A 21,530-nucleotide genomic window follows, 5' to 3' on the forward strand; every position below is an offset into this window, starting at 1 on the left:
CCCGGACGAAAGCCACCACATCGCACCCGCGAACGACGAAGGAGCACACGATGCCGAACGGATGGAAACGAGCCGGACGCAAGCACGGCGGCTGGAAGCAGGGAGGGCGACTGGCGGCCGCAGCGTGCGCGATGGCCCTGATCGCGGGCTGCGGCGGCGGCGGCTCGATCGACGACCAGACGCAGGAGAACGAGTCGAAGGCCTCCGGCGACTGCGGTGAGGTCAACATGGCGATCAACCCGTGGGTCGGGTACGAGGCCAGCGCCTACGTCGTCGGCACGGTGGCGCAGGAGGAGCTGGGCTGCACGATCAACTACAAGGAGCTCAAGGAGGACGTCTCCTGGCAGGGCTTCGGCACGGGTGAGGTGGACATCGTCATCGAGGACTGGGGGCACCCCGACCTCGAGAAGAAGTTCTTCGCCGAGAGCGGCGACGGGAGCGCGGAGGACTTCGGCCCGAACGGCAACGTCGGGATCATCGGCTGGTTCGTCCCGCCGTGGCTGGCCGAGGAGCACCCGGACATCCTCGACTACAAGAACCTCAACAAGTACGCCAAGGAGTTCTCGACGAGCGAGTCCGGCGGCAAGGGCCAGTTCCTGGGCGCGGACCCGTCGTACGTGCAGTTCGACGAGGCCATCGTCAACAACCTCGATCTCGACTTCAAGGTGGTCTTCTCCGGCAGCGAGGCAGCGACCATCACGGCGTTCCAGCGGGCCGAGAAGAACAAGGAGTTCCTGATCGGCTACTTCTACGAGCCGCAGTGGCTCTTCGCCGACATCGACCTGCAGCGGGTGAAGCTGCCGGAGTACACCGACGGCTGCCAGGACGATCCGGCGAAGGTGGACTGCGACTACCCCGAGACCGAGCTGAAGAAGATCGTGTCGACCTCGTGGGTCGACGACGGCGGGCCTGCGGTCGACCTGGTCAAGAACTTCACGTGGACCAACGACGACCAGAACCTCGTGGCGAAGTACATCTCCGAGGACGGGATGGCGCCTGAGGAGGCAGCGAAGAAGTGGATCGACGAGAACCAGGACAAGGTCGACGCCTGGATCGGTTGACGGACGCGCCACGGGCAGGGGTTGACCCCCTGCCCGTGGCGGGTGATCCTGGGATCACGTTTCGCATCACGAACTACGTTGCATCATACGCAACAGATACCCGGGAGTGTCCATGGCCAACGTCCCTACCCAGGCCAAGGTCGTCGTCATCGGCGCCGGCATCGTCGGCAACAGCCTCGTGCACCACCTGGCGCGGCTCGGCTGGCGCGACATCGTGCAGCTCGACAAGGGCCCGCTCCCGAACCCCGGGGGGTCCACAGGGCACGCCTCGAACTTCATCTTCCCCGTGGACCACTCCCGCGAGATCACCGATCTGACGCTGGACTCGGTCCGTCAGTACAAGGAGATGGGTGTCTTCACGGAGTCCGGCGGCTTCGAGCTGGCACGCACCGAGGAGCGCATGGAGGAGCTTCGCCGCCGGATGTCCAGCGCGAAGGCCTGGGGCATCGACGCCGAGCTTGTCGACCCGGCGTTCGTGAAGGAGAAGGTGCCCTTCATCGAGACCGACCAGTTCATCGGCGCGTTCTGGACGCCCAGCGTCGGCGTGGTCGACTCGCTGCGGGCCGGCACCATCATGCGCGAGTCGGCGCTCGAGGCCGGGGCGCTGACCGTGGTCGCAGGCGTCGAGGTGACCGGGCTCGACGTCGAGGACGGCCGCATCCGCCGGGTGCGCACCACCGACGGCGACATCGAGGCCGAGCACGTCGTGATCGCCTGCGGCGTGTGGAGCCCCAGGATCGGCGCGATGGCCGGGGTCTCGATCCCGCTCACCCCCGCCGTGCACCAGATGATCAGCGTGGGGCCGTGCCCCCAGCTGGCGGGATCCGAAGGCGAGATCAGCTTTCCGATCGTCCGCGACATGGACACCTTCTGCTACGAGCGTCAGCACGGTGCCGACATGGAGGTCGGCTCGTACGCCCACCGCGCGATCCTCTACGAGCCCGACGAGATCCCCTCGATCGAGCAGGCCAAGCTGTCACCCACCGAGATGCCCTTCACGTCGGACGACTTCGACCCGCAGCTCGAGCAGGCGTACGAGCTCATGCCCGAGCTGCTCGGCGCCGAGGGTGCGGAGATGCGCTACGCCATCAACGGCCTGCTGTCGCTCACCTGCGACGGCAGCCCGATCCTCGGCGAGAGCCACGTCAAGGGGCTGTGGACCGCAGCAGCCGTCTGGATCAAGGAGGGCCCGGGCGTGGGCCGCGCCGTCGCCGAGTGGATGGTGAACGGCCACTCCGAGATCGACGTCAGCCACAGCGACATCGCCCGCTTCCACCCGCACCAGCTGCGACGCGAGCACACCAAACTCCGCACGAGCGAGGCGTTCATCAAGACGTACGGCATCGTGCACCCCTCCGAGCAGTACGAGTCGGACCGCCCGCAGCGGCTCGCTCCGATGCACGACTCACAGCAGAAGCTCGGGGCGGTCTTCTTCGAGACCGGCGGCTGGGAGCGCCCGCACTGGTACGACACCAACGCCGCTCTCCTCGACGACTACGGCGACGCCGTGATGCCCCGCGACCACGAGTGGGACGCGCGCTGGTGGAGCCCCATCATCAACGCCGAGCACCTGCGGATGCGCGAGGCCGCGGGCGTGATCGACCTGACGGCGTTCGAGGTCTTCGACATCGAGGGCCCCGGCGCGCTCGCCGCCGTCCAGGTGACCTGCGTCGCCCAGTGCGACGTGGCGGTCGGCAAGGTCGTCTACACGCCCGTGCTCGACGCGGCCGGGGGTTTCAAGTCCGACCTCACCGTGATGCGGCTCGGCGACGAGCGCTTCCGTGTCGTCACCGGCGCTGCGCACGGGCCGGCCGACCGGCAGTGGTTCGCCGACCACGTCCCGGACGACGGCGCCACCACGCTCACGTCCCGGTCCGACGACACCTCCACGATCGGCCTGTGGGGCCCGCGGGCTCGCGACATCCTCTCCTCGCTGACCTCCGACGACGTCCGTGACAGCGGATTCGGGTTCCTCACGTGCCGTGAGGTCCAGGTGGCCGGGACGACCGTGCTCGCCTCGCGGATCTCGTACGTGGGCGAGCTCGGCTGGGAGCTGTACGTCGCCGCGGACGAGGCCGCGGCCGTCTGGGACGCGCTGCTCGAGGCCGGGGGCCCGCACGGCGCCGTCCCGGTCGGCATCGGCGTGTACGGCACGACCGGCCGGATCGAGAAGGGCTACCGCGCGTTCGGGTTCGAGCTGGACGCCGAACGCAGCATCGTCGAGGCAGGGATGCAGCGCCCGAAGGTGAAGTCCGCCGAGTTCGTCGGGCGGGACGCGTACGTCGCACAGCGGGCTCGGCTGGAGTCCGGCGACGGTCCGGACACGGTGCTGTGCACGATGGTCGTCGACGACCACACGTCGTCGTCGGGGGTGAAGCGCTACATGCTCGGCGGCGAGCCGATCCTCACCCGTGACGGCGGCACGCTGACCGACGGCCACGGCCACCACCCGTACGTCACCACCGCGGGTTCCGCACCGTCGTTGGGCAAGCACCTGCTGCTCGCCTACCTTCCGCCGGAGCACGCGCGGATCGGCAACGAGCTCGCCGTCTCCTACATGGAGGAGCTGTATCCGGTGACGGTCCGGTCGGTGGACGCGACCGGACTGTGGGACCCGGCGAACGAGAGGATCCGCTGATGGTCGACGTGCTCGTGTGCGTGAAGCGCGTCGTGGACTCCTCCAGCGAGGTGGTCCTGACCGAGGACGCGCAGTCGGTCGACGGACGCTTCGCGGGGTTCACGATGAGTGCGCACGAGGAGTGTGCGGTCGAGCTCACCGTCCAGCTGACTGCGGACGCCGGGACTGCTCGCGTCATGACGCTCGGTGATGCCGACGCGGTCGAGCAGCTGCGCCACGCACTCGCCGTCGGCTGCTCCGACGCGACGCACGTGGTCGCGGACGCGAACGCGTTCGGGCCGGCCGACGTCGCACGGGAGATCGCCGCCGTGGTGCACGACCACGACACGCAGCTGGTCCTGCTCGGCAACGACGCCGCAGACAGCGGTGACTTCCAGGTCGGCATCCGACTCGCCTACGAGCTCGGATGGCCCGTGGTCAACGGCGCCAGCACGGTCTCGGTCGCCGACGGGACGGTGACCGCGTCCGGCACGGGGCCCGACGGGCACGAGACGTACCGTGTCCCGCTCCCGGCGGTCGTCACGGTGCTCGAGGGTGGCATCGAGCCGCGGTACCCGACCGTGCCCGGCCGGATGAAGGCGAAGCGGGTCCCGATCGAGGAACGGCAGCCCACCACCGAGCCGACCGGTCCTTCCCGGGTCCGGCTGCTGCGTCCGCCGCCTGCGCCGTCGGTCGTCCAGGTCCTCGGTGAAGGTGCCGATGCGGCGCCGGCCGTGGTCGACGTGCTCGAGCAGCTGGGGGTGCTTTCCCGATGATCCTGGTGCTGGTGGAGACCTCGCTCGAGGGCGAGGCGACCGAGGTGTCCCTGGAGGCACTGACGCTCGCGCGCTCGCTCTCGACGGCGGGGAGCGACCGCCCGGTCGATGCCGTCGTCGTCGGTCAACCGCCTGACGAGCTGCTCGCGACGCTGGGATCGTACGGCGTCCGGCGGGTGCACGCGCTGACCGGAGAGGCATTCACGTCGTACGCCGCCGCCGCGTGGGCGTCGGGTCTGCTGTCCGTACGGCACGGGGCCGGCTCGGACACCGTGATGGCGGCAGGGACGCCGCGCGGAAACGAGGTGATGGCCCATGTGGCGGCGCGGGCAGGAGTGGCGATGGCTGCGAACGTGCTTCGGGTCGAAGGGCTGACGCCGTTCGTCGTCACCCGGCAGGTCGTCGGTGGCGCGGCGCTCGAGGAGATGCGGCTGGCGGACCGGCTCGCGGTGCTCACGGTCGCCGGGCACGCCGTCGAGCCGACTCCCGCCGCGGACCCTGGATCGGCCGAGCTGGTCGTCGAGACACCGGAGATCGCGGACGCCGACCTCGTGGCTCGCGTCGTGTCGACCGAGGCACCCGAGCCGGACCTGTCGGGCGACCTCACGTCGGCCCGGGTCGTCGTCGGAGCCGGCAGAGGCGCGGGGTCGGCCGACGGGTTTGCCGACCTGCTCGAGCTCACCGACCTGCTCGGTGCCTCGCTCGGCGTCTCACGGGTCGTCACGTCGCTGGGCTGGCGCCCGCATCACGAGCAGGTCGGCCAGACGGGCTCACGCATCTCCCCCGACCTCTACGTCCCCTGCGGGATCAGCGGCGCCATCCAGCACTGGGCGGGGTGCTCGTCGGCCAAGGCGATCCTGGCGATCAACACCGACGCGGAGGCGCCGATGGTCACCCGGGCGACCTATGCCGTGATCGGCGACCTCCACGAGGTCGTACCCGCGATCAACGCCGAGATCCGCAGACGGCGCGGCTGACCACGCCGTGCCGCCTGCGGCCAGTTGACCTCAGCGAGCGGCGAGGGCCCGCCCGGCGGCGAGGGCGGCGCCCTCGGCCTCCTTCCTCATGAGCGTCGCCGGCTCGAGGAACTCGTCGAGCGCGGGGTTGACGCCGACGAGCGTGAACTCGCGCTCGATGACTGTCAGGTCGGCTTGCCAGACGTCGCCGACGATCCGCTGGAGGTAGCCGATGTTGTGGTCCCAGCCCTCCTTGGGCGTGCCCGGGCCGTACGCTCCGCCGCGGGTCGTCACGAGCACGGTGGGTGTGCCCTCGAGCAGCGGCTCGCCCTGCTGGCCGCCGGCGATCGCCAGATCGATCCACGTCTTCACGTGCTGGGACACACCCCAGTTGTAGAGCGGTAGTGCGAGCACCACGGCGTCGGCGCTGCGGATCTCGTCGGCGACCTCGCTCGCGAGGGCGAGTGCGGCCTCCTGCTCGCGCGTACGCTGCTCGGCCGCGGTGAACGCACTGGCGATCGCCGTCGGCCAGGCATCGGCAGGCAGCGGGTCGGTGGCGAGGTGGCGGGACACGACCGCCGCGTCAGGACGGGCGGCGATGAGCTCGGACATCACCAGGTCGGCGAGCGCACTGCTCGCGGAGCTCGGGCCCTGGATGCTCGAGTCGACACGGAGCACGGACATGGTTTCTCCTCGGGAGGGACGATGAGCGCTCTGACTTGAACGTTCAACTCGAACGGTAGATGGGGGGAGTTGAATGTTCAAGTGCAGCGGATAGGATCGCGGTATGGCAGACCGACCCGACGACGCCGACGTCGCCTGGCTGACGTCACCGCAACTGAAGGACTGGGCGTCCTTGATGGCGATGCTCACGACGCTCCCGCCCGCCCTCGATGCGCAGCTCAAGCGCGACGCCGGGCTCAACCTGTTCGAGTACCACGTCCTGGTCCAGCTCGCGGAGTCCCCGTCGGGCATGGTCGCGATGAGCGACCTGGCGCTCCTCTCGCAGGGGTCGGTCTCGCGCCTGTCGCACGCGGTCGGCCGCCTGGAGCGCGCGGGCCTGGTGCGCCGGGGCGCCTGTCACGAGGCGGGTCGCCGTACGGGGGCGGTGCTCACCGACGCTGGGCGCGAGAAGCTTGAGATGGCCGCTCCCGGCCATGTCCGCGAGGTGCGGCGGCTGGTCGTGGACGCCCTGCATCCCGCCCAGCTCGAGGCACTCGGCGACGCTGCACGAGCGGTCGTCGCCGCCACGGCTCCCGACGTCGCCGAGGTGATCCGACGCGACCTGCCGGGCTGATCCACGAGCTCGGCGTAGCGCTGCCGCTACGACCGAAGGACCCGGTCCATCGACTTGCCCTTCGCGAGCTCGTCGACGAGCTTGTCGAGATAGCGGATCTTCTGCATCAACGGGTCCTCGACGTTCTCGACGCGTACGCCGCACACGACCCCGGTGATCGATGACGCGAGCGGGTTGAGGTGCGCCTCGGCGAAGAGGTCCTCGAAGGTCGTGCCCTCGTCCAGGTGGCGGCTCAGCGCGGACTCGTCGAAGCCGGTGAGCCACTCGATCACCTCGTCGAGCTCAGCCTTCGTACGCCCCTTCTTCTCCACCTTCGTCACGTAGTGGGGATAGACCGAGGCGAAGCTGGTGGCGAAGATCCTGCTCATGGCCCCGAGCGTAGCGGCGGGTAGCCGGCCGATCGGAGGGACGCCCGGACGTCATGATTGTCGCGACCCGATCGCAGTGGGTACCTGAGAGCACATGGAGCCAGCAGCCGCCGTACGGGGTGCCGTGCTGTGGGGCGCAGCGGCAGGGCTGGGTGCGGCAGTCGGGGCGAGCGCGCTCTATCGCAGCTACGGGCACGGACAGATGGCGGTCGCGGGTCCGCTGTCGGCCGTCGGTGCGGCTGCGTCGCCCGGTCACCACGACGCCACCCACCCGCACCGGACCAGTCTCGCCGTCCGGTGCGGGTGTCGCAGGCCTCACCGCACGGTGATCGCGCCAGTCAGCTCGATGTCACGCGCCGAGCTGCCCACGAGCAGCGGCACACGCCCCCGCGGGGTCACCCACGAGCTGCTCGCGTCGTCCCAGTACGACAGGCTGCGCCGCGACACCGGGATCCGCACCCAGGTCGCGCGTCCCGGACGGAGCGTCACCTTCGCGAAGCCCACGAGCTTGCGTGCCGGGGCGTCGAGACCCGGCAGCCGACCGGCGTACACCTGCACGACCTCGGCGCCTGTCCGCCGTCCGGTGTTCCGGACCCTGACCCGCACGGTCGTCGAGTCCCGTCGGCCCTCCGCGCGCAGCGTCCCCGTGCGCAGCCCACGGTACGAGAACCGGGTGTAGGACAGGCCGAATCCGAAGGGGTAGAGCATCCGGGTCCGCGATGCGATGTATCCGCGGTAGCCGATGTTGACGCCCTCCGTGAACTCGACCCGGGTGTCGCCGATCCGGTCCCACGGGTTGACGATGCCGGGCGGCAGCTGCTCCTCGCTGACCGGGTAGGTCATCGGCAGCTTGCCGGACGGGTTCACCGTCCCCGACAGGACGCGTGTGAGGCTCGCGCCCTCCTCCTGTCCGCCGGGGTACGACTGGACGACCGCCTCGACCTGTCGCCGCCACGGCATCGTCACCGGGCCGCCCGTGGAGAGCACCACGACCGTCCGAGGATTCACGGCCGCGACGGCCGAGATCAGGCGGTCCGCGCTCTGCGGCAGCTTCAGCGAGACGCGATCGCGCTCCTCGGACTCGTACGTGCGCGCATAGACGACGGCCACGTCGGAGCGCCGCGCCTGGCGCACCGCCTCGGCGATGGCCGGCGACTGCGCACGACGCGGCGGGCTCCACTGGAAGACCAGGGTCCCCGGCTGGAGCGCGACCAGCGGCTGGGTCGCTGCGTACTCGATCCGCAGGTCGTACGACTCGCCCCGCTGCAGCGCCACGGTCGCCTCGACCTCTCGGCGACCGGGTGCGCCGGTCATGTCGACGATCGGCTCGCCGTCGAGGTACGCGGTGGCGTCGCCCCAACCGGTCAGCCCCAGACGGTAGTCGCCTGTCGCGGGTGCGGTCAGCGTCCCGGTGTAGGTGACCGACTGCCCTGCCGCGACTCCGGTCCCACTGACGTCGGGCACCGGTGGGACCTGGGAGGAGTAGAGGGTGGCGAACGCCGGCACCCCCGCGGTGAAGCCGGTGTCGTAGAGCACCTGCGCCTCTCGGCGCGTCACCGGGTCGCCCGAGAACGTCGTGTTGCCGAAGTGCCGTGCCGTCAGCCCGTTCCCCGACCCGATCTCCGGCGAGAGGACGCTGGACGGCACCGCGGTCATGTCCGCGGTCTCGATCATCGAGGCACCGTTGACGGTGTCGTTCCCGGCTGCGTAACGCACCCGCACGCCCGTCCGTCGGCCCAGGTCACGCATCGCGTCCAGCAGGCTGACCTCGTACGTCGGCTGGACCGCGAAGGAACCACCGAGCCGGCCGCTGATGTTCGCGTCGGCTCCGATGACGGCCGCCGACCTGATCCGGCGCCGCAACGGCAGGACGCCGTCGTTCTTCAGCAAGGTGACCGCCTGGTCCTCGACGCGCCGCGCGAGGCGACCGTGCTCCTCGACCGGGATCGACGTCATCGTGTAGTCGCCCTCGAACACACCGATCGCGAACATCGTCCGCAGGATGCGGAGCACCGAACGGTCGACGAGCGACTCGGGCACCCGGCCGTCGCGGACGGCCGCGAGCAGCGCGTCCCCGTAGAACGCCGCCGTCCCGGTCTCCATGTCGGTGCCGGCCTCGATCGACGGCTCCGTCGAGTGGATCGCCCCGAAATCGGTGATCACGAACCCCTCGAAGCCCAGCTCCTCACGCAGGATGGTGTCCAGCAGGAGGTCGTTCTCGCAGGCGAACACCGAGTTGACCTCGTTGAACGAGCACATCACCGACCCGAGGTCGGCCTTCTCGATCGCGTCCGCGTACGGCGCGACGTAGACCTCGCGCAGCGCCCGAGGATCGATGATGCTGTCCTGTGCGTTGCCGCGGTCGACCTCTTGGGTGTAGCCCGCGTAGTGCTTGAGGTTCGCGATGACGCTCTCGTCCTGGACGGCGTCGACGTACGGTGTGGTGAGCTCAGACGTGAGGAACGGGTCCTCGCTCATCCCCTCCGCGATGCGTCCCCAGAACGGCTGGCGGCCCATGTCCGACCCCGGGCCGAGGAGCATGGCGTGCCCCGTGGCCTTGGCCTCCTCGGCGACGGCGCGTCCGTAGCGTCGTGCCAGCCGGGGGTTCCACGTCGCTGCGAGCGCCGCGCCTGCGGGGAACGCGGTGGCGGTCTCGCCCGTGCCGGGGAGGGTCCACCCTCGTGCGGCGATTCCGCCGCCGGCGTCCGCCATGCGCAGCTCGGGGATGCCGAGGCGCTCGATCGGCGCGTTGTAGAACGCCGACGGCGCCTCTCCCTGGTCGCCGGTCATCAGCTCGACCTTCTCCTCGAGCGTCATCTGCTCGAGCAGCGCAGCCGCGCGGACATCCGGGGACAGGCGAGCGTTCGTCCAGGGCTGGTCCGCTGGTCCAGTCGTGGTCTGCGCGGAGCTCGACGGCGACAGCAGAGCTGCGGCGAGGAGCGACACGATCCCGGCGACGAGGACGGCGAAGCTGCGTCCTCTCTGCCGGCGGCGGTGGTTCTGGGTAAAAGCGACGATCTCGGACATTTTGCACCGGCTTTCGAGAGGAACAGAGTGGCCGGTACCCGGTGTGACGTGCGTCACACCAGTGGAGCCAAAAGATTCTTCCTCTGGGTCGACACGTCCTCACGATCAGCGGCCGTCGTGCTCTGATCGCCGTCGTAGTCAGCCCGCAGGACCGACGTCACCGAGTGGCCCGGGTCCCCGTCGTCCTGCTCGAGACTCACGTCGACGACCTGGTACCGACCGACCAAGTCGTTCGGGATCTCGAAGCTGGCTTCGCCGTCGGGATTGATCACGCCGAGGGCGAGCATCTTCTCCGTCGACGGCTCGAACAGCCATGCGTAGTAGTAGTCGCCTGCACTGGGCCGCGGGAGATCGCGGGTCGTGATGGTCATCCGTACGGCGCCCTCCCGCTCGGTCATCACGACCTCGCCGCTCCCCGTGCCCTCGACCGGCTCCAGCGCCGCGGTCTGCCGGACCACCTGCGTCGACTGATCACCGTCGAGGAGGAACGGGACCATGACTGCGCCGAGGACGAGAACGAGGGCAGCGGCGACCACCGTGCCGACGTGACGCCGCCACCACGGCGCAGGAATCGGCGCGAGGGGTGGTGCAGTCGGCACGACGACCGACGTCGGAGCGCGGAGCGTCCGCGCCGTCGAGGTCAGCAACGCGTGCCCGGTCGCGATCGCGGCGAGCTCGTCGCGGCACTCGGCGCAGGTCTCGAGGTGCGCGTCGGCCTCGACGACGTCGACGTTCCTCAGCTCGCCCCGCAGGAGCCCGACGAGGTCGGGATGCTCAGTGTTCATCGCCGCTCCTCCTCCGTCGCTCGCATGATCTCGCCCAGTCTTCGTGTCCCCCGTGATGCCCGTGCCTTGACCGTCCCCAGCGGCACGTCGAGCCGCGCGGCGATCTCCTTCTGAGTGAGCTCCTGGAAGTACGCCATCTCCAGGACCGTTCGCTCGTGCTCCGGGAGCCTTGCGACGGCCCAGCGGACGTCGGCCGCGTCCGCGAACCGGCTGGCTGTCTCCCTCCCGTCGTCCCCCGCGAGGTCCCGGATCGACTCCACGTCGACGACCGTGTGCCTTCGGGCCCGCAGCGTGTCGACGGCACGATGGTGCGCGATCGTGAACAGCCAGGCGGTGAACCGCTGGTTGGGGTCGTACCGCGAAGCCCCGCGCCACGCGTCCAGGAACGTCCGTTGCACCACATCCTCGGCCTCGTCACGACCGACGTACCGGCTGACGTAGGCGAGCACGACCGGCGCGTACCGCTCGTACGCCTCCTGGAGCGCGGCTTCGTCCTGTCGCGCGAGGCGCGCGCCGATGGCGGCCTGTTCGGCAGCATCGGGAAGGTCCATGCCTCTACTTCGCCCGGCAAGGCCCTTTCGGATGCCATATCGGCCCGTTGTTCTCGAATGTCAGCCGGTGACCCGTCGTGCGGCGACGACGAGGTTGTCCTGGTAGCCGCCCGCGCTCGGCACGTACACCCCCCAGCAGGTCACCAGATGGAGCCGAGGAGGTCCGCGGCGGGAGAACACCACATCCGTGTCCAGACCCTTCTTGGCGATCCGGGTGATGGACGTGACGGCGTAGCGCACGGCCACGCCCCCGGCGCTCACCTCGATGCGGTCGCCGCGCCGCAGCCGCCCGAGCTCGGCCAGCGGGCCGACCCCGTCGGTCGCGGTGTCGAGGTGACCGGCAAGGACGGTCGCGCCCTGCGGGCTGTCCGGTGCCGCGCCGTACTCGTACCAGCCCAGGAGGTCCGGCGTCTTCGGGAGCTCCATGGCACCGCCGTCCGCGACGCCGGTCGGGACCACCTTCATGCGGAGATCGAGCCGTGGGATCGAGAGACGTCGCGGCCGGGCCGGCCGCCGTACCGGTGGCTCAGCGAGGGTCGCCGCGGGCGACGGACGTGCGCCCGCGACCGACTGGACGTCCGCCGGAAGTCCGTCCACCCGAGGTCCGACGCCTTCGATCGCGCGCTCACCGTCCAAGACCACCAGTGCGCCCGCGGCCAGGGCACCCCCGAGGAGGGCGGCCGTCGCGACGACGGCCGCCCTCGGAAGGTGGAACCGACCTGTGGTCACTGCACCCGTCGGGACGTCGACGGCCGGGTCAGCAGCAGCGCAACGGCACCCGCGAGCACCACACCGCCGATGATCCAGGTGACGTTCCCGGCACCGAGACCGTTCGAGGCCTGGCCGCCCGAGCCGCCCGGAACGCTGCCCGGCGAGGAGTGCATGCCGTCGATCGTCTGGACGGCGAGCTTGAGGTTGCCGTCCTGCGCGCTCCCCCACGCGTACACGATGGTGCTCGTGCCCTCAGCGACGTCGACGTCGGCCGGGCCGATCGCCACGTCGTCCGTCCCGGCCAGCACGACGTCGGCAGACACCGTTCCGGCGGGCAGGTCGGCGCTGTCCTCGTTCGGGTTCGTCAGGTCGGTGAAGGCAGGCTCACCGTTCGCTCGTACGTCGACGGCTGGCGCGGCCGCGACGTGCCGCACCGTCAGGCGTCCTTCACCGGCGGTGATCTTCGACGTGTCGTTGACGAAGGGCGTGAGCGTCGGGGTCCCTTCGGCGTCGAGGTGCGCCGCCACGGTGATGTTGGCACCGCCCGGGACAGCGACGCCGTTGGCCTCCATGATCGCGTCACCATCCGCGCCGTCGCCGGCAGCGACCACCTTCAGGTCGTAGTCACCAGCCGGGAGCGCCACGGGATCGGTGAGTGTCCCCGGCTTGAAGTCGGTCAGCAGTGCGTCGCCGTTCGCATACACGTCCACGACCGCACCCGGCACCCCGTGCAGCACGGACACGTGAGCGTCGTCGGCCGCGGTCGCGGGCGACACGGACAGCCCGGCCGCAGCGACCACCCCTCCGAACACCATCAAGAGCTTTCTCATCGTCAGCAACCCCTTCGGTCGAACGCGGGTCCGACTGGCGCGGACCTCAAGGGTTCTTCGTACGAGTGGCGCTCGCGGTTGCCGTGCGGGATGGGCTGCTTACGCGGTGGTGGCGCGGGTCGCCTCCGGATCGCCCACCTTGCCGCGTACGAGGAAGATCGCGAGGAATCCGAAGGCGATGAGAACGACAGTCACCAGGGCGGCGGCGACGGTCGCCCCGCCGCCCTGGCTCACAACGGCCTCGTCGAGACCACCCGTGGTCAGGATGGTGGTCGGGTCAGTGAGGCCGTGCAGGACGATGGCGGCCCAGATGGTGCCCGTCACCCGCATCGTGAGGTACATGCACATTCCGAAGGCGAACGTGTAGACGACGGTGGCGAGCACCGTCCGGAGCGACATCCCCGCGATGAGGTTGACGGTGTGCATGAGCGCGAACATCAGTGACGAGACGACCGCGACGTAGCGCTCGGAGTGCCCGGCGTCTCGCAGGATCTTCACCGTCAGACCACGGGTCGCCAGCTCTTCGGCGAGTCCGACGCACAGACCCAGGAACGCCAGGGCGACGATCTCCTGCCCGTTCCACGCATCCCAGTCGGTGCCGGCCACGTGCGCCACGATGGCCGCCAGCACCAGAAGGGGGGCGATCCACATCCAGCGACGACCTCCGATCGGCTGCGGACCGAAGATCGCGCGCAACCAGCCCACCTTGATCGCGAACAGGAGAAGCGCGACCGCTCCGATCGCGATCGGCAGAACCAGTGCGAAAAAGATGCTCGCCGCACTCCCCACCACGTTGTCGCCGTCGATCTCGCTGTCGAAGACCATGCCGATCAGGCGGCCGACGGCCAGGTAGAACACCAGGTAGACCACCACGAGAAGGAGGGCCTTCCAGGTGGCTGCACGGTCCCAGAAGCCGGTCTTCTCGGCGGAGGTTCGAGTCATGGTCGAACCGTATCCGGCATCAGTCGCCTCCGCGGGAGATGCTTGACCAGGTCCGCGCGGGGCAAGTCACCTTCGGCTCGCACACCCAGAGACCGAACGGGACGAAGACCTGGTGGCTGCGGTGCCCCGATCGGTACGAGACCTCGAATCCCGTCGTGCCGGTGGTGCCGGCTCGTGTCTTGTCGATCTGCATCACCAGCTCGGGCGGCGAGCTGTCACGACCGTCGCAGGTGGACGACAACGTCGCGGTGAGGCGACGTCCGCGAAGGTTCTCGGACAGGGACGCCTCCTCGTCCCCGATCGTCGACTCACTGCCACCGTCAGCGGTGGAGATGTAGTCCACGAACCCGAACTCGGTGACCGTGAGGCCCCCGTCGCGATCTGCCGGCACGACGTCCGTCACCTCCACAGTGCCGTCCGCGGTGTCGACGCAGAGCGGACCGATCGAGAACGACATCGTCGCTGGACCCGCGACGTGAGTGCTCCGCGCGACTGACCCGGCGTCTTCGAAATCGTTGATCCGCGCGCCAGCGGTCAGGTAGGCCCACGCCCCGATCGAGCCTGCGACGACGATGAGCGCCGTGCCGAGACCAACGGCGGCACGGCGCCTCGTGACCCACGGCGCCACGTCTGTCGTCACGGGGTCGGTCACAGCGCACTCCCCCGCCGAGGTTCGCGGAATGTGACGTCGAAGTCGACGTGGAGCGTGTGCTCGCGTCCAGCGCTGCGGTACGTGATGTCGAGACCGCGCGCGCGAGCCTTGCCGGCCTGGGGCTTGCGCAGTTCGACCAGGAAGGTGTCGAATCCCTCGTTGTCACCACACCGGTACGAGAGCGTCCGGCTCACGGGACGCCCACGGACCGCCTCGCGAAGCGGCTTCTTCGCGCTGCCGAGGTCGACCGTTCCACCACCGGCCTGCGGCATCGGCTCGACCAGCCCGAAGTCGGTCACCGTGATCCCATGGAGCGAGTCCGCCACCGCGACGTCGAGGAGCTCCACCGTCCCGTCGTCGTCCAGACACAGCTCCCCGGCGTAGATCGTCACCGTCCCCGGTCCGCGTACCTGGGTCGAGCCGTTCATCCCGGCGGCGTACTCCTCGTCAATCCGGGGCCCCGCGGTTGCCCACGCGTACGAGCCGACGCCCACCGCCACGACCGCAATCAAGGCTGCGGCGATGGACAGCATGACGACCTGGCGCGGCTTCAGCGCGGTGTGAGTCATCGGCACGTCCTTCCTTGTCCGGCGAGAGGATCGTAGGGGCCAGACGGGCGCGGACGATGCGGAACGCCCCAATACGTCCTGTCCAGCGAGAGGTCAGTCGGTGGCCCAGGAGGTGCGGCCGTCGCCTGCGATCGGCAGCTCGGGCCCGAGCACGACCTCGGGCCGCACGATCGCCTCGCCGAGTCCACGGACCCGGGCGATCACCTCTCGTGCGCCCGCCCGCCGACCGTTGATGTCTCCCACGCCGAGCCCGTGCACGTCGATGCCGGCCGCGCGCGCCAGGTCCACCGATCGTGCGAGATGAAAGTTCTGGGTGACCACCACGGCGCTCGTCACGCGAAACACCTCGCGCGCGCGGCGCATGGTGTGCCACGTGCTGAATCCCGCGTAGTCGGTGAAGACGTCCCCGGGCGGGACCCCAGCCGCGAGCACGGCGTCGCGCATCGTGTCGGGCTCGTTGTACTCGTGGGTCCCGTTGTCGCCGGAGAGCAACAGCTTGTCGACCTTCCCGGCCTCGTAGAGCGCGACCGCGGCGTCCACGCGCTGCCGTACGACTGCGCCGAGGCTGCCGTCGGCGCGCACCAGCGAACCCGGCACGATGGCGACCTGCGCGTGCGGGAGGTCGGCCGGGTCGTGGACGATCCACCGCTCGGCGCGGTTGAGCACGACGGCGTTCGCGGACGCGACCATCGACGCTCCGGCGAGCATGAGCGTCCCGCCGACGACGGTCGCTCGACGACGAAGGCTGCTCATGCCGGTCAGCGTAGGCGAGCGGCGCAACCTCACCGATCCGTCGCGCCGTCGGGGTGCGCGCGAAGCTCGTACGAGCCGCGCTCCATGGCTTCGAGGATGGGCGCCGGGTCGCGGCTCGTCCTGCGGTGACCCGAAGGCCGAGCATCGTCGACGCGCCGGGCGAGCGTTTCGACGTCGGAGGCGCGTGCGGCAGCGAAACACACTCCACAGAGGAAGAAGCCGCTCGCCGCTTGGAGATCACCGGTCGCGACGAGAGCCATCACGTCGGCTTCGTTGCAGAATCTACAGCGAGCGCGTCTCCACATGCTGTCGTACGGGCCGAGCTGCCAGCGCTCGCGGGACCGCCCGTTCCAGTACAGCGACGACCGCGCTCCCGCCAGGTCGTCCTCGATGCGCTCGCGCGATGCGCCGGTGGCCCGCCGTAGCTGAAGGTCAGCCACTGCTTGCGCGCCCACCGGATCGATGTCGAGCATCTCCCCCAGGCGCGTCAGCAGGTCGCCTTCGGTCTCGGCCTCGGCGGCGAACGCGGCAACCTCGTCCCAGCGGTCGAGCGCCCGCACGACCGCGGTCAGCAGGTGGGCTCGCGCTCGCGCGTCGCGTTCGGCCCGGGCGTCGAGCAGCGTGGCGTCGCCGCCGCCGCGCACGGGTCCCGGTCCATCCCACTCGAACAACCCGTCATCCAGAGACGCTCCGGTCGTCAGCTCCAACCACTCGGCCACCTCGACCTCACCACCGTCGCCCGAGCGATGGAGAACGAGGCCGGTCTCGTCGTCGACGACGAGCCGCCGGTGTCGCTGATGCCGCCACCGCACGTCCCAGGCTCGGCGACCGAGGTACTCGGTCGAGAGGATCGGCTCGACCGGGCGCTCATCCTCGTCGTCGTCCCACTCGAAGGTCTGCTCGCGCGTGATCGGAGCATCCTCACCGAACGCGCTCGACGAGTACGGGTCGCACACCGGCGGCTCGTCCGGGTCGTCCCAGATCCACTGCTCGTCCTCGCCGTCGATCGCCCACACCACACCCTCGAGCGACTCACGGCGGACGCGGCTCCCGCTCACGTACACCCGGTGCACAGTCTCCACCGGCTCTCCAGGACCGCGACCGTCGTCATCGTCGTCCCAGTCGACCGACACGACGCGTACGACGCCCGTCAGCGTGGGCAGCGGCCCTCGCCCCACCACCATCAGACCCACGATCTCCGACCACGACGCCACAGGCTCCGTCAACGCACGCTCCTCGCGTCTGTGCTCGCCAGGCGGGCGCGCAGACGATTCATACCACCGGCCGCACGCTGACGTCAGCCGGCAGAGAGGTGTGCAGCCCGAACGCCGCGAAGTCCGCCTCCAGGAATGCGACCACCTCGACGACCATCCCGTTCTCGACCCGCAGGACGTCCAGCCCTCCCGGACGGAAGTCCCCGTGCCCGGGGTCGTAGAGGTAGGTCGCGAAGGCCAGCTGCCCGTTCGCCGTCGTCCGCCGGAACCGCCAGGTCTCCCGCATCGGGCCCGCGCGGAGGAACTCCGTCACGTCCGGCAGGCCGGCGTACCAGCGCGGCAGCGGCGGCATCGAGTAGCGGACGTCGTTGGCGAGCATCGCGACGATCCCCGAGACGTCGCCCGCCTCCCACGCCGCCGCGTACCTTTCGGCCACCACGTCCAGCGACGTGTCGTCGTCCGTCGACGAGGGACGCAGGCCGCTGGACACCGCTGCCCGGGCCCGCTGGAGGAGGCTGTTCACGGCGGCGACGGTGAGGTCGAGGATCGTGGCGACCTCGGCGGCACGGAACTCGAGGACCTCGCGCAGCAGGAGGACCGCCCGCTGAGCCGGCGGGAGGTGCTGCAACGCGGCGACGAACGCGAGGCGTACGCTCTCCCGCCCGAGGGCACGCACCTCCGGTGTCTCCCCGGTCCAGCTGCCGGGCAGCGGCTCGAGCCACGCGACGTCGGTCTCGCCTCCCGAGAGGGCCACCGGAAGCTCGCGGCGCCGGCGACGGTCGATCAGCGTGAGGCACCGGTTGGTGGCGATCCGGTAGAGCCACGCCCGCAGGTGCCTGCCGTCGAACCCGCCGAGGCCTTGCCACGCACGGACGAGTGTCTCCTGCTCCGCGTCCGCGGCGTCGGCAGTCGAGCCGAGCATCCGGTAGCAGTGGAGCCGGATCTCGCGACGGTACGGGGCGACGAGGCGCGCGAACGCGTCGGCGTCGCCCTCGCGGGCGCTCGCCAGCTCGTCGGACTCTGCGCGCTCCGCGCGATGAGTCCTGCCGTCCGCCGGGGTTCCTCCCACGACGACACACTCTCAGACCTGGAGGACCATGATGGATCCCGAGACCGAAGTCCGCGAGCTGGTGATGCGCTGGATCGACGCCGTGAACGACGGAACCGACCTCGACGCCGTGGTCGCCGACCACACCGACGACATCGTGATGTTCGACGTCCCACCTCCGTACGCAGGCAACCGGGGCGCTCAGGCGTACCGGGACTCGTGGCCGGAGTTCCTGGCCTGGCAGCGCGCCGAGGGCGAGTTCGTGGTCGAGTCCCTCGAGGTGACTGCCGGAGACGACATCGCGTACGCGTTCGGGCTGCTGCGCTGCGGCCCGAAGTCGGGCACCTCCGACGAGCACCCCGACCAGCGACTCCGACTGACGATCGGGCTGCGCCGTGTCGACGGGGCCTGGCGCATCGCGCACGAGCACCACTCGTTCACCGACGACCGAGCGCGGCGCGCCGCAGACAGCGAAGGGCCTGGGTGAGAAGATCCGGAAGAAAGTTCTCCGCGCTGTCGATCCGCGCATCGCCCGTTCGACCTGTGGGTGAAGCGAGGTCGAACGGCGACCTCGACCGAACGAGGAGCAACGCGATGTCCAAGTACATGCTGATCATGCGGACCACCGACGAGGGCCTGGCGAAGTTCGAGAACGTCGACTTCGACGAGATGCTCGAGATCATGGGCCGGTTCAACGAGGAGCTCATGCGTGCAGGTGTCCTGCTCGCGGCCGAGGGCCTCGACGACCCTGCCGACTCGGTCGTCGTCGACTTCAGCAGCGAGACCCCGGTGGTGAGCGACGGGCCGTACGGAGAGACGAAGGAGCTGTTCGGCGGCTACTACATCCTCGACGTCGCCTCGAAGCAGGAAGCCGTCGAGTGGGCCAAGCGCCTGCCGTACGCGCAGGGCACGAAGGTCGAGATCCGCCGGGTCCCGACGATCGACGAGTTCCCGCAGGACAACGAGTGGATCCAGAAGGAGCGGGTCTGGCGCGAGCGCACCGGGCAGCTCTGATCCTCCCGATGGACGGGTACGAGGCGAGGCGCGCCGTCGAGGCGGTGTGGCGGATGGAGTCCGCCCGCATCGTCGGCGCCCTCGCCCGCTACACCGGCGACCTTCCACTGGCTGAGGACGTCGCGCAGGAAGCGCTGGCGGAAGCGTTGGTCGGATGGTCGACCAGCGGGGTGCCGGACAATCCGGCCGGCTGGTTGCTCTCGGTCGGTCGTCGCCGGGCGATCGACGCCTTCCGACGCCGCTCCGGGCGTGACGAGCGCTACGCGACCCTTGCCCGTGACCTCGACGAGAGCAGCCCTGGCGTCGACGTGCTGTTCGACCCGGACGCGATCGACGACGACGTCCTCGCGCTGGTGTTCACCGCCTGCCACCCCCTGCTCCCCAAGGAGTCCCGCGTCGCCTTGACGCTCCGTGTCGTGGGCGGTCTGACGACCGACGAGATCGCGAGGGCGTTGCTCGTCCCGGTGCCGACGGTCCAGGCCCGCATCACCCGCGCGAAGAAGACCCTGGCCGCCGCCCACGTCCCCTTCGCCGTCCCGGAGCCGCACGAGCGGGCCGAGCGGCTCGGCTCCGTGCTCAACGTGATCTACCTGATCTTCACGGAGGGGTCGTCGGCGACCGGCGGCGACGCGTGGATCCGGACGGATCTCGCCCTGGAGGCGGTGCGGCTGGCACGCGTGCTGGCGGGTCTGGCACCCGAGCCGGAGGCAATGGGGCTGCTCGCCCTGCTCGAGCTGACCTCGGCGCGGTTCCCTGCCCGGCTCGACGCGTCGGGCCAGGCCGTCCTGCTGGAGGACCAGGACCGCAGACGCTGGGACCGGTCGGCGATCCGACGCGGACAGGCTGCCCTGGAGCAGGCGGCATCGGCGGGGCGAGGACTCGGCCCGTACGGCCTGCAGGCCGCGATCGCCGCGTGCCACGCGGTTGCTCCGACGGTGGCCGAGACCGACTGGGACCGGATCGTCGTGCTGTACGAGGCGCTGGGTCAGGTCGCTCCCTCACCGGTGGTCGACCTCAACAAGGCGGTGGCGGTCGCAATGGCATCCGGCCCCGCCAGCGGCCTGGTGATCGTGGACGGGATCGCCGCTGGCGGCGGTCTCGAGCGATCGCACCTGCTCCCCGCCGTGCGCGCGGAGTTGCTCACCCGTCTGGGGCGTCGCGGTGAGGCCCGCGACGAGTACGCGCGGGCGATCGAGCTGTGCGGCGGCGCAGCCGAGCGGGCAGTGCTGCGCCGCAAGCTCGACGACCTCGGCTGAGCTGCGTCCTTCGGCGGCAGGCTAGTCGTGGTCGGCCGTGCGGGCGTGCACCGCATTGGTGCTCTCGACGACCTCCTGCGCGACCGTCCGTAAGTTGAGGTGAGCGCCTCGTTCAGCGTCTCCTCCTGCCGCCAGCGACCGAGCGCGAGTGCCGCGTGCGCCGCACCGCTCCCGGATCCACGGTGTCGGAGACGTCGAGTACAGGTTCAGACCGCCGAGCGTCTCGGCCTCGATGTAGAGACGGACGGCGAGCTGCGCGCGAAGCTCGCGACGAACAGCCAGCGGCATGGAGTTGGGCCACCGCGGGTCGTCGGGGCTGTCTCCGCCAGGGCTTCGGCGATGTCGAATGGTTCTCGTTCCACGGTGGGCTCCTCCGAGCTTTCCTGCCCGTCCGAGCGAGAGCAGTCAGGCCTCCGCGGTTCCCTTCGGTGCGCCCTTCATGCCCGGTGGCAGGGCACGGACGCCTCCGGCAGCACTGGCCCGCGAGCGCGGTTAGGGTCGAGGCGTGCGCCCTGATCCGTCGACCCGGTCGGTCGCGGCGGCGACGGTCGTCGCGGACGCCGTGCGGGTGGCTGCGGCAGTGAGCGTCGTGGTCGGGCTGGTCGTGTTCGGGCCGCTGGCGGGTGCCTTGTTCTTCCTCGTGCTGGGAGGAACGATGATCCCCCGCGCGCTGCGCGCCCCTGCCTCGCTCGACATCGCCTACTGCGTGTCGATCCTCGTCGCCGGATGGGCCGCACAGCTCGACTGGTACGTCGCCGTCAGCTGGCTCGATGTGGTCGTGCACGCCGCCGTGACCGGACTGGTCGCGACAGTCGTCCATCTCGCCCTCGTACGGCTCGACGCCGTCGCACCGGTGGACGATGCGCGCCTGCGTCACCCCCGGTGGGGCAGTGCGGTGGTGACGACCGCGCTCGGGGTCGCCCTCGCGACGGTGTGGGAGTTCGGCGAGTGGTTCGGTCATGTCCGGATCGACGACCGCATCCAGGTCGGGTACGCCGACACGATCGCTGATCTCGCCGCCGGCACCGTCGGCGCCGTGCTCGCGGGCATCCTGCTGGCCCGTGGCGTGCTGCTCACCGGCGCGCGGCCATGAGGAGCAACCC

22 protein-coding genes are annotated in these 21,530 nt (G+C 70.2%); 9 read left to right on the top strand and 13 right to left on the bottom strand.

Going from position 1 to position 21,530, the window contains the following annotated elements; genetic code table 11:
• Positions 1-50 precede the first annotated feature (50 nt).
• The 4 genes from AB3M34_RS16430 to AB3M34_RS16445 all read left to right on the top strand — a co-directional run bounded on the left by AB3M34_RS16430 (position 51) and on the right by AB3M34_RS16445 (position 5,431).
• Positions 51-1,061 (top strand): ABC transporter substrate-binding protein, encoded by a 1,011-nt coding sequence (locus tag AB3M34_RS16430; RefSeq protein WP_370615532.1) that lies wholly within the window; start codon positions 51-53, stop codon positions 1,059-1,061.
• Between the two features lie 112 nt (positions 1,062-1,173).
• Positions 1,174-3,699, top strand: coding sequence for a GcvT family protein (locus AB3M34_RS16435; protein ID WP_370615533.1), 2,526 nt, complete (start codon positions 1,174-1,176; stop codon positions 3,697-3,699).
• Positions 3,699-4,454 (top strand): electron transfer flavoprotein subunit beta/FixA family protein, encoded by a 756-nt coding sequence (locus AB3M34_RS16440; protein ID WP_370615535.1) that lies wholly within the window; start codon positions 3,699-3,701, stop codon positions 4,452-4,454. The genes AB3M34_RS16435 and AB3M34_RS16440 overlap by 1 nt, the downstream gene beginning before the upstream one ends.
• Positions 4,451-5,431: an electron transfer flavoprotein subunit alpha/FixB family protein gene (locus AB3M34_RS16445; RefSeq protein WP_370615536.1), complete on the top strand. Its 981-nt coding sequence runs from the start codon at positions 4,451-4,453 to the stop codon at positions 5,429-5,431. Before AB3M34_RS16440 ends, AB3M34_RS16445 begins: the two co-directional genes overlap by 4 nt.
• Before the next feature lie 30 nt (positions 5,432-5,461).
• On the opposite strand, the gene AB3M34_RS16450 is transcribed toward AB3M34_RS16445, so the two are convergent.
• On the bottom strand, positions 5,462-6,094 hold the full coding sequence (locus AB3M34_RS16450) for an FMN-dependent NADH-azoreductase (RefSeq protein ID WP_370615538.1): 633 nt from the start codon (positions 6,092-6,094) through the stop codon (positions 5,462-5,464).
• Between the two features lie 103 nt (positions 6,095-6,197).
• On the opposite strand from AB3M34_RS16450, the gene AB3M34_RS16455 reads away from it, so the two are divergent.
• Positions 6,198-6,707, top strand: a complete 510-nt coding sequence (locus AB3M34_RS16455; RefSeq protein WP_370615539.1) for a MarR family winged helix-turn-helix transcriptional regulator — start codon at positions 6,198-6,200, stop codon at positions 6,705-6,707.
• Between the two features lie 26 nt (positions 6,708-6,733).
• Here AB3M34_RS16455 and AB3M34_RS16460 read toward each other — a convergent pair whose 3' ends face one another.
• From AB3M34_RS16460 to AB3M34_RS16515, 12 genes are all read right to left on the bottom strand, one after another.
• Complete coding sequence (locus tag AB3M34_RS16460) at positions 6,734-7,075, bottom strand: DUF2200 domain-containing protein (RefSeq protein ID WP_370615541.1); 342 nt, start codon at positions 7,073-7,075, stop codon at positions 6,734-6,736.
• Between the two features lie 315 nt (positions 7,076-7,390).
• Positions 7,391-10,102, bottom strand: coding sequence for a beta-glucosidase (locus AB3M34_RS16465; RefSeq protein WP_370615543.1), 2,712 nt, complete (start codon positions 10,100-10,102; stop codon positions 7,391-7,393).
• Positions 10,103-10,155: 53 nt separating this feature from the next.
• On the bottom strand, positions 10,156-10,887 hold the full coding sequence (locus AB3M34_RS16470) for an anti-sigma factor (protein ID WP_370615545.1): 732 nt from the start codon (positions 10,885-10,887) through the stop codon (positions 10,156-10,158).
• Positions 10,884-11,438 carry an RNA polymerase sigma factor gene (locus tag AB3M34_RS16475; RefSeq protein ID WP_370615547.1) on the bottom strand — a complete coding sequence of 185 codons (555 nt, stop codon included), beginning with the start codon at positions 11,436-11,438 and terminating at the stop codon, positions 10,884-10,886. The genes AB3M34_RS16470 and AB3M34_RS16475 overlap by 4 nt, the downstream gene beginning before the upstream one ends.
• Before the next feature lie 60 nt (positions 11,439-11,498).
• Positions 11,499-12,167 carry a class F sortase gene (locus AB3M34_RS16480; RefSeq protein ID WP_370615549.1) on the bottom strand — a complete coding sequence of 223 codons (669 nt, stop codon included), beginning with the start codon at positions 12,165-12,167 and terminating at the stop codon, positions 11,499-11,501.
• Entirely contained in the window at positions 12,164-12,979 is an 816-nt protein-coding gene (locus AB3M34_RS16485; protein WP_370615551.1) for a DUF4397 domain-containing protein, read from the bottom strand. The genes AB3M34_RS16480 and AB3M34_RS16485 overlap by 4 nt, the downstream gene beginning before the upstream one ends.
• Before the next feature lie 99 nt (positions 12,980-13,078).
• A complete protein-coding gene (locus tag AB3M34_RS16490) occupies positions 13,079-13,921 on the bottom strand; it encodes a CPBP family intramembrane glutamic endopeptidase (protein ID WP_370615553.1) in 843 nt (280 codons plus the stop codon).
• A gap of 19 nt (positions 13,922-13,940) precedes the next feature.
• Complete coding sequence (locus tag AB3M34_RS16495; RefSeq protein ID WP_370615555.1) at positions 13,941-14,573, bottom strand: hypothetical protein; 633 nt, start codon at positions 14,571-14,573, stop codon at positions 13,941-13,943.
• On the bottom strand, positions 14,570-15,142 hold the full coding sequence (locus AB3M34_RS16500; protein WP_370615557.1) for a hypothetical protein: 573 nt from the start codon (positions 15,140-15,142) through the stop codon (positions 14,570-14,572). The genes AB3M34_RS16495 and AB3M34_RS16500 overlap by 4 nt, the downstream gene beginning before the upstream one ends.
• A 93-nt stretch (positions 15,143-15,235) precedes the next feature.
• Complete coding sequence (locus tag AB3M34_RS16505; RefSeq protein WP_370615559.1) at positions 15,236-15,895, bottom strand: SanA/YdcF family protein; 660 nt, start codon at positions 15,893-15,895, stop codon at positions 15,236-15,238.
• A gap of 29 nt (positions 15,896-15,924) precedes the next feature.
• Positions 15,925-17,121: a hypothetical protein gene (locus AB3M34_RS16510; protein ID WP_370615561.1), complete on the bottom strand. Its 1,197-nt coding sequence runs from the start codon at positions 17,119-17,121 to the stop codon at positions 15,925-15,927.
• A 46-nt stretch (positions 17,122-17,167) separates the two neighbouring features.
• Positions 17,168-18,178 carry an RNA polymerase subunit sigma-70 gene (locus AB3M34_RS16515; protein WP_370615563.1) on the bottom strand — a complete coding sequence of 337 codons (1,011 nt, stop codon included), beginning with the start codon at positions 18,176-18,178 and terminating at the stop codon, positions 17,168-17,170.
• A gap of 28 nt (positions 18,179-18,206) precedes the next feature.
• Between AB3M34_RS16515 and AB3M34_RS16520 the strand changes: the two genes are divergently transcribed.
• The 4 genes from AB3M34_RS16520 to AB3M34_RS16535 all read left to right on the top strand — a co-directional run bounded on the left by AB3M34_RS16520 (position 18,207) and on the right by AB3M34_RS16535 (position 21,520).
• Positions 18,207-18,644, top strand: coding sequence for a YybH family protein (locus AB3M34_RS16520; RefSeq protein ID WP_370615564.1), 438 nt, complete (start codon positions 18,207-18,209; stop codon positions 18,642-18,644).
• A 107-nt stretch (positions 18,645-18,751) separates the two neighbouring features.
• Positions 18,752-19,171 carry a YciI family protein gene (locus AB3M34_RS16525; protein WP_370615566.1) on the top strand — a complete coding sequence of 140 codons (420 nt, stop codon included), beginning with the start codon at positions 18,752-18,754 and terminating at the stop codon, positions 19,169-19,171.
• Positions 19,172-19,179: 8 nt separating this feature from the next.
• Positions 19,180-20,427, top strand: a complete 1,248-nt coding sequence (locus AB3M34_RS16530) for an RNA polymerase sigma factor (RefSeq protein ID WP_370615568.1) — start codon at positions 19,180-19,182, stop codon at positions 20,425-20,427.
• Between the two features lie 505 nt (positions 20,428-20,932).
• Complete coding sequence (locus tag AB3M34_RS16535) at positions 20,933-21,520, top strand: hypothetical protein (protein ID WP_370615570.1); 588 nt, start codon at positions 20,933-20,935, stop codon at positions 21,518-21,520.
• The last annotated feature ends 10 nt before the right edge of the window (positions 21,521-21,530 follow it).

This window comes from Mumia sp. Pv4-285 (assembly GCF_041320275.1).
Lineage (GTDB): Bacteria > Actinomycetota > Actinomycetes > Propionibacteriales > Nocardioidaceae > Mumia > Mumia qirimensis.

Bases quoted from the DNA above. Each gene is read 5' to 3' on its own strand.
- AB3M34_RS16450 (WP_370615538.1), bottom strand. From the start codon at position 6,094: ATGTCCGTGCTCCGTGTCGACTCGAGCATCCAGGGCCCGAGCTCCGCG.
- AB3M34_RS16485 (WP_370615551.1), bottom strand. From the start codon at position 12,979: ATGAGAAAGCTCTTGATGGTGTTCGGAGGGGTGGTCGCTGCGGCCGGG.
- AB3M34_RS16455 (WP_370615539.1), top strand. From the start codon at position 6,198: ATGGCAGACCGACCCGACGACGCCGACGTCGCCTGGCTGACGTCACCG.
- AB3M34_RS16435 (WP_370615533.1), top strand. From the start codon at position 1,174: ATGGCCAACGTCCCTACCCAGGCCAAGGTCGTCGTCATCGGCGCCGGC.
- AB3M34_RS16470 (WP_370615545.1), bottom strand. From the start codon at position 10,887: ATGAACACTGAGCATCCCGACCTCGTCGGGCTCCTGCGGGGCGAGCTG.
- AB3M34_RS16520 (WP_370615564.1), top strand. From the start codon at position 18,207: ATGATGGATCCCGAGACCGAAGTCCGCGAGCTGGTGATGCGCTGGATC.
- AB3M34_RS16445 (WP_370615536.1), top strand. From the start codon at position 4,451: ATGATCCTGGTGCTGGTGGAGACCTCGCTCGAGGGCGAGGCGACCGAG.
- AB3M34_RS16525 (WP_370615566.1), top strand. From the start codon at position 18,752: ATGTCCAAGTACATGCTGATCATGCGGACCACCGACGAGGGCCTGGCG.
- AB3M34_RS16505 (WP_370615559.1), bottom strand. From the start codon at position 15,895: ATGAGCAGCCTTCGTCGTCGAGCGACCGTCGTCGGCGGGACGCTCATG.
- AB3M34_RS16500 (WP_370615557.1), bottom strand. From the start codon at position 15,142: ATGACTCACACCGCGCTGAAGCCGCGCCAGGTCGTCATGCTGTCCATC.
- AB3M34_RS16475 (WP_370615547.1), bottom strand. From the start codon at position 11,438: ATGGACCTTCCCGATGCTGCCGAACAGGCCGCCATCGGCGCGCGCCTC.
- AB3M34_RS16430 (WP_370615532.1), top strand. From the start codon at position 51: ATGCCGAACGGATGGAAACGAGCCGGACGCAAGCACGGCGGCTGGAAG.
- AB3M34_RS16465 (WP_370615543.1), bottom strand. From the start codon at position 10,102: ATGTCCGAGATCGTCGCTTTTACCCAGAACCACCGCCGCCGGCAGAGA.
- AB3M34_RS16440 (WP_370615535.1), top strand. From the start codon at position 3,699: ATGGTCGACGTGCTCGTGTGCGTGAAGCGCGTCGTGGACTCCTCCAGC.
- AB3M34_RS16460 (WP_370615541.1), bottom strand. From the start codon at position 7,075: ATGAGCAGGATCTTCGCCACCAGCTTCGCCTCGGTCTATCCCCACTAC.
- AB3M34_RS16490 (WP_370615553.1), bottom strand. From the start codon at position 13,921: ATGACTCGAACCTCCGCCGAGAAGACCGGCTTCTGGGACCGTGCAGCC.
- AB3M34_RS16530 (WP_370615568.1), top strand. From the start codon at position 19,180: ATGGACGGGTACGAGGCGAGGCGCGCCGTCGAGGCGGTGTGGCGGATG.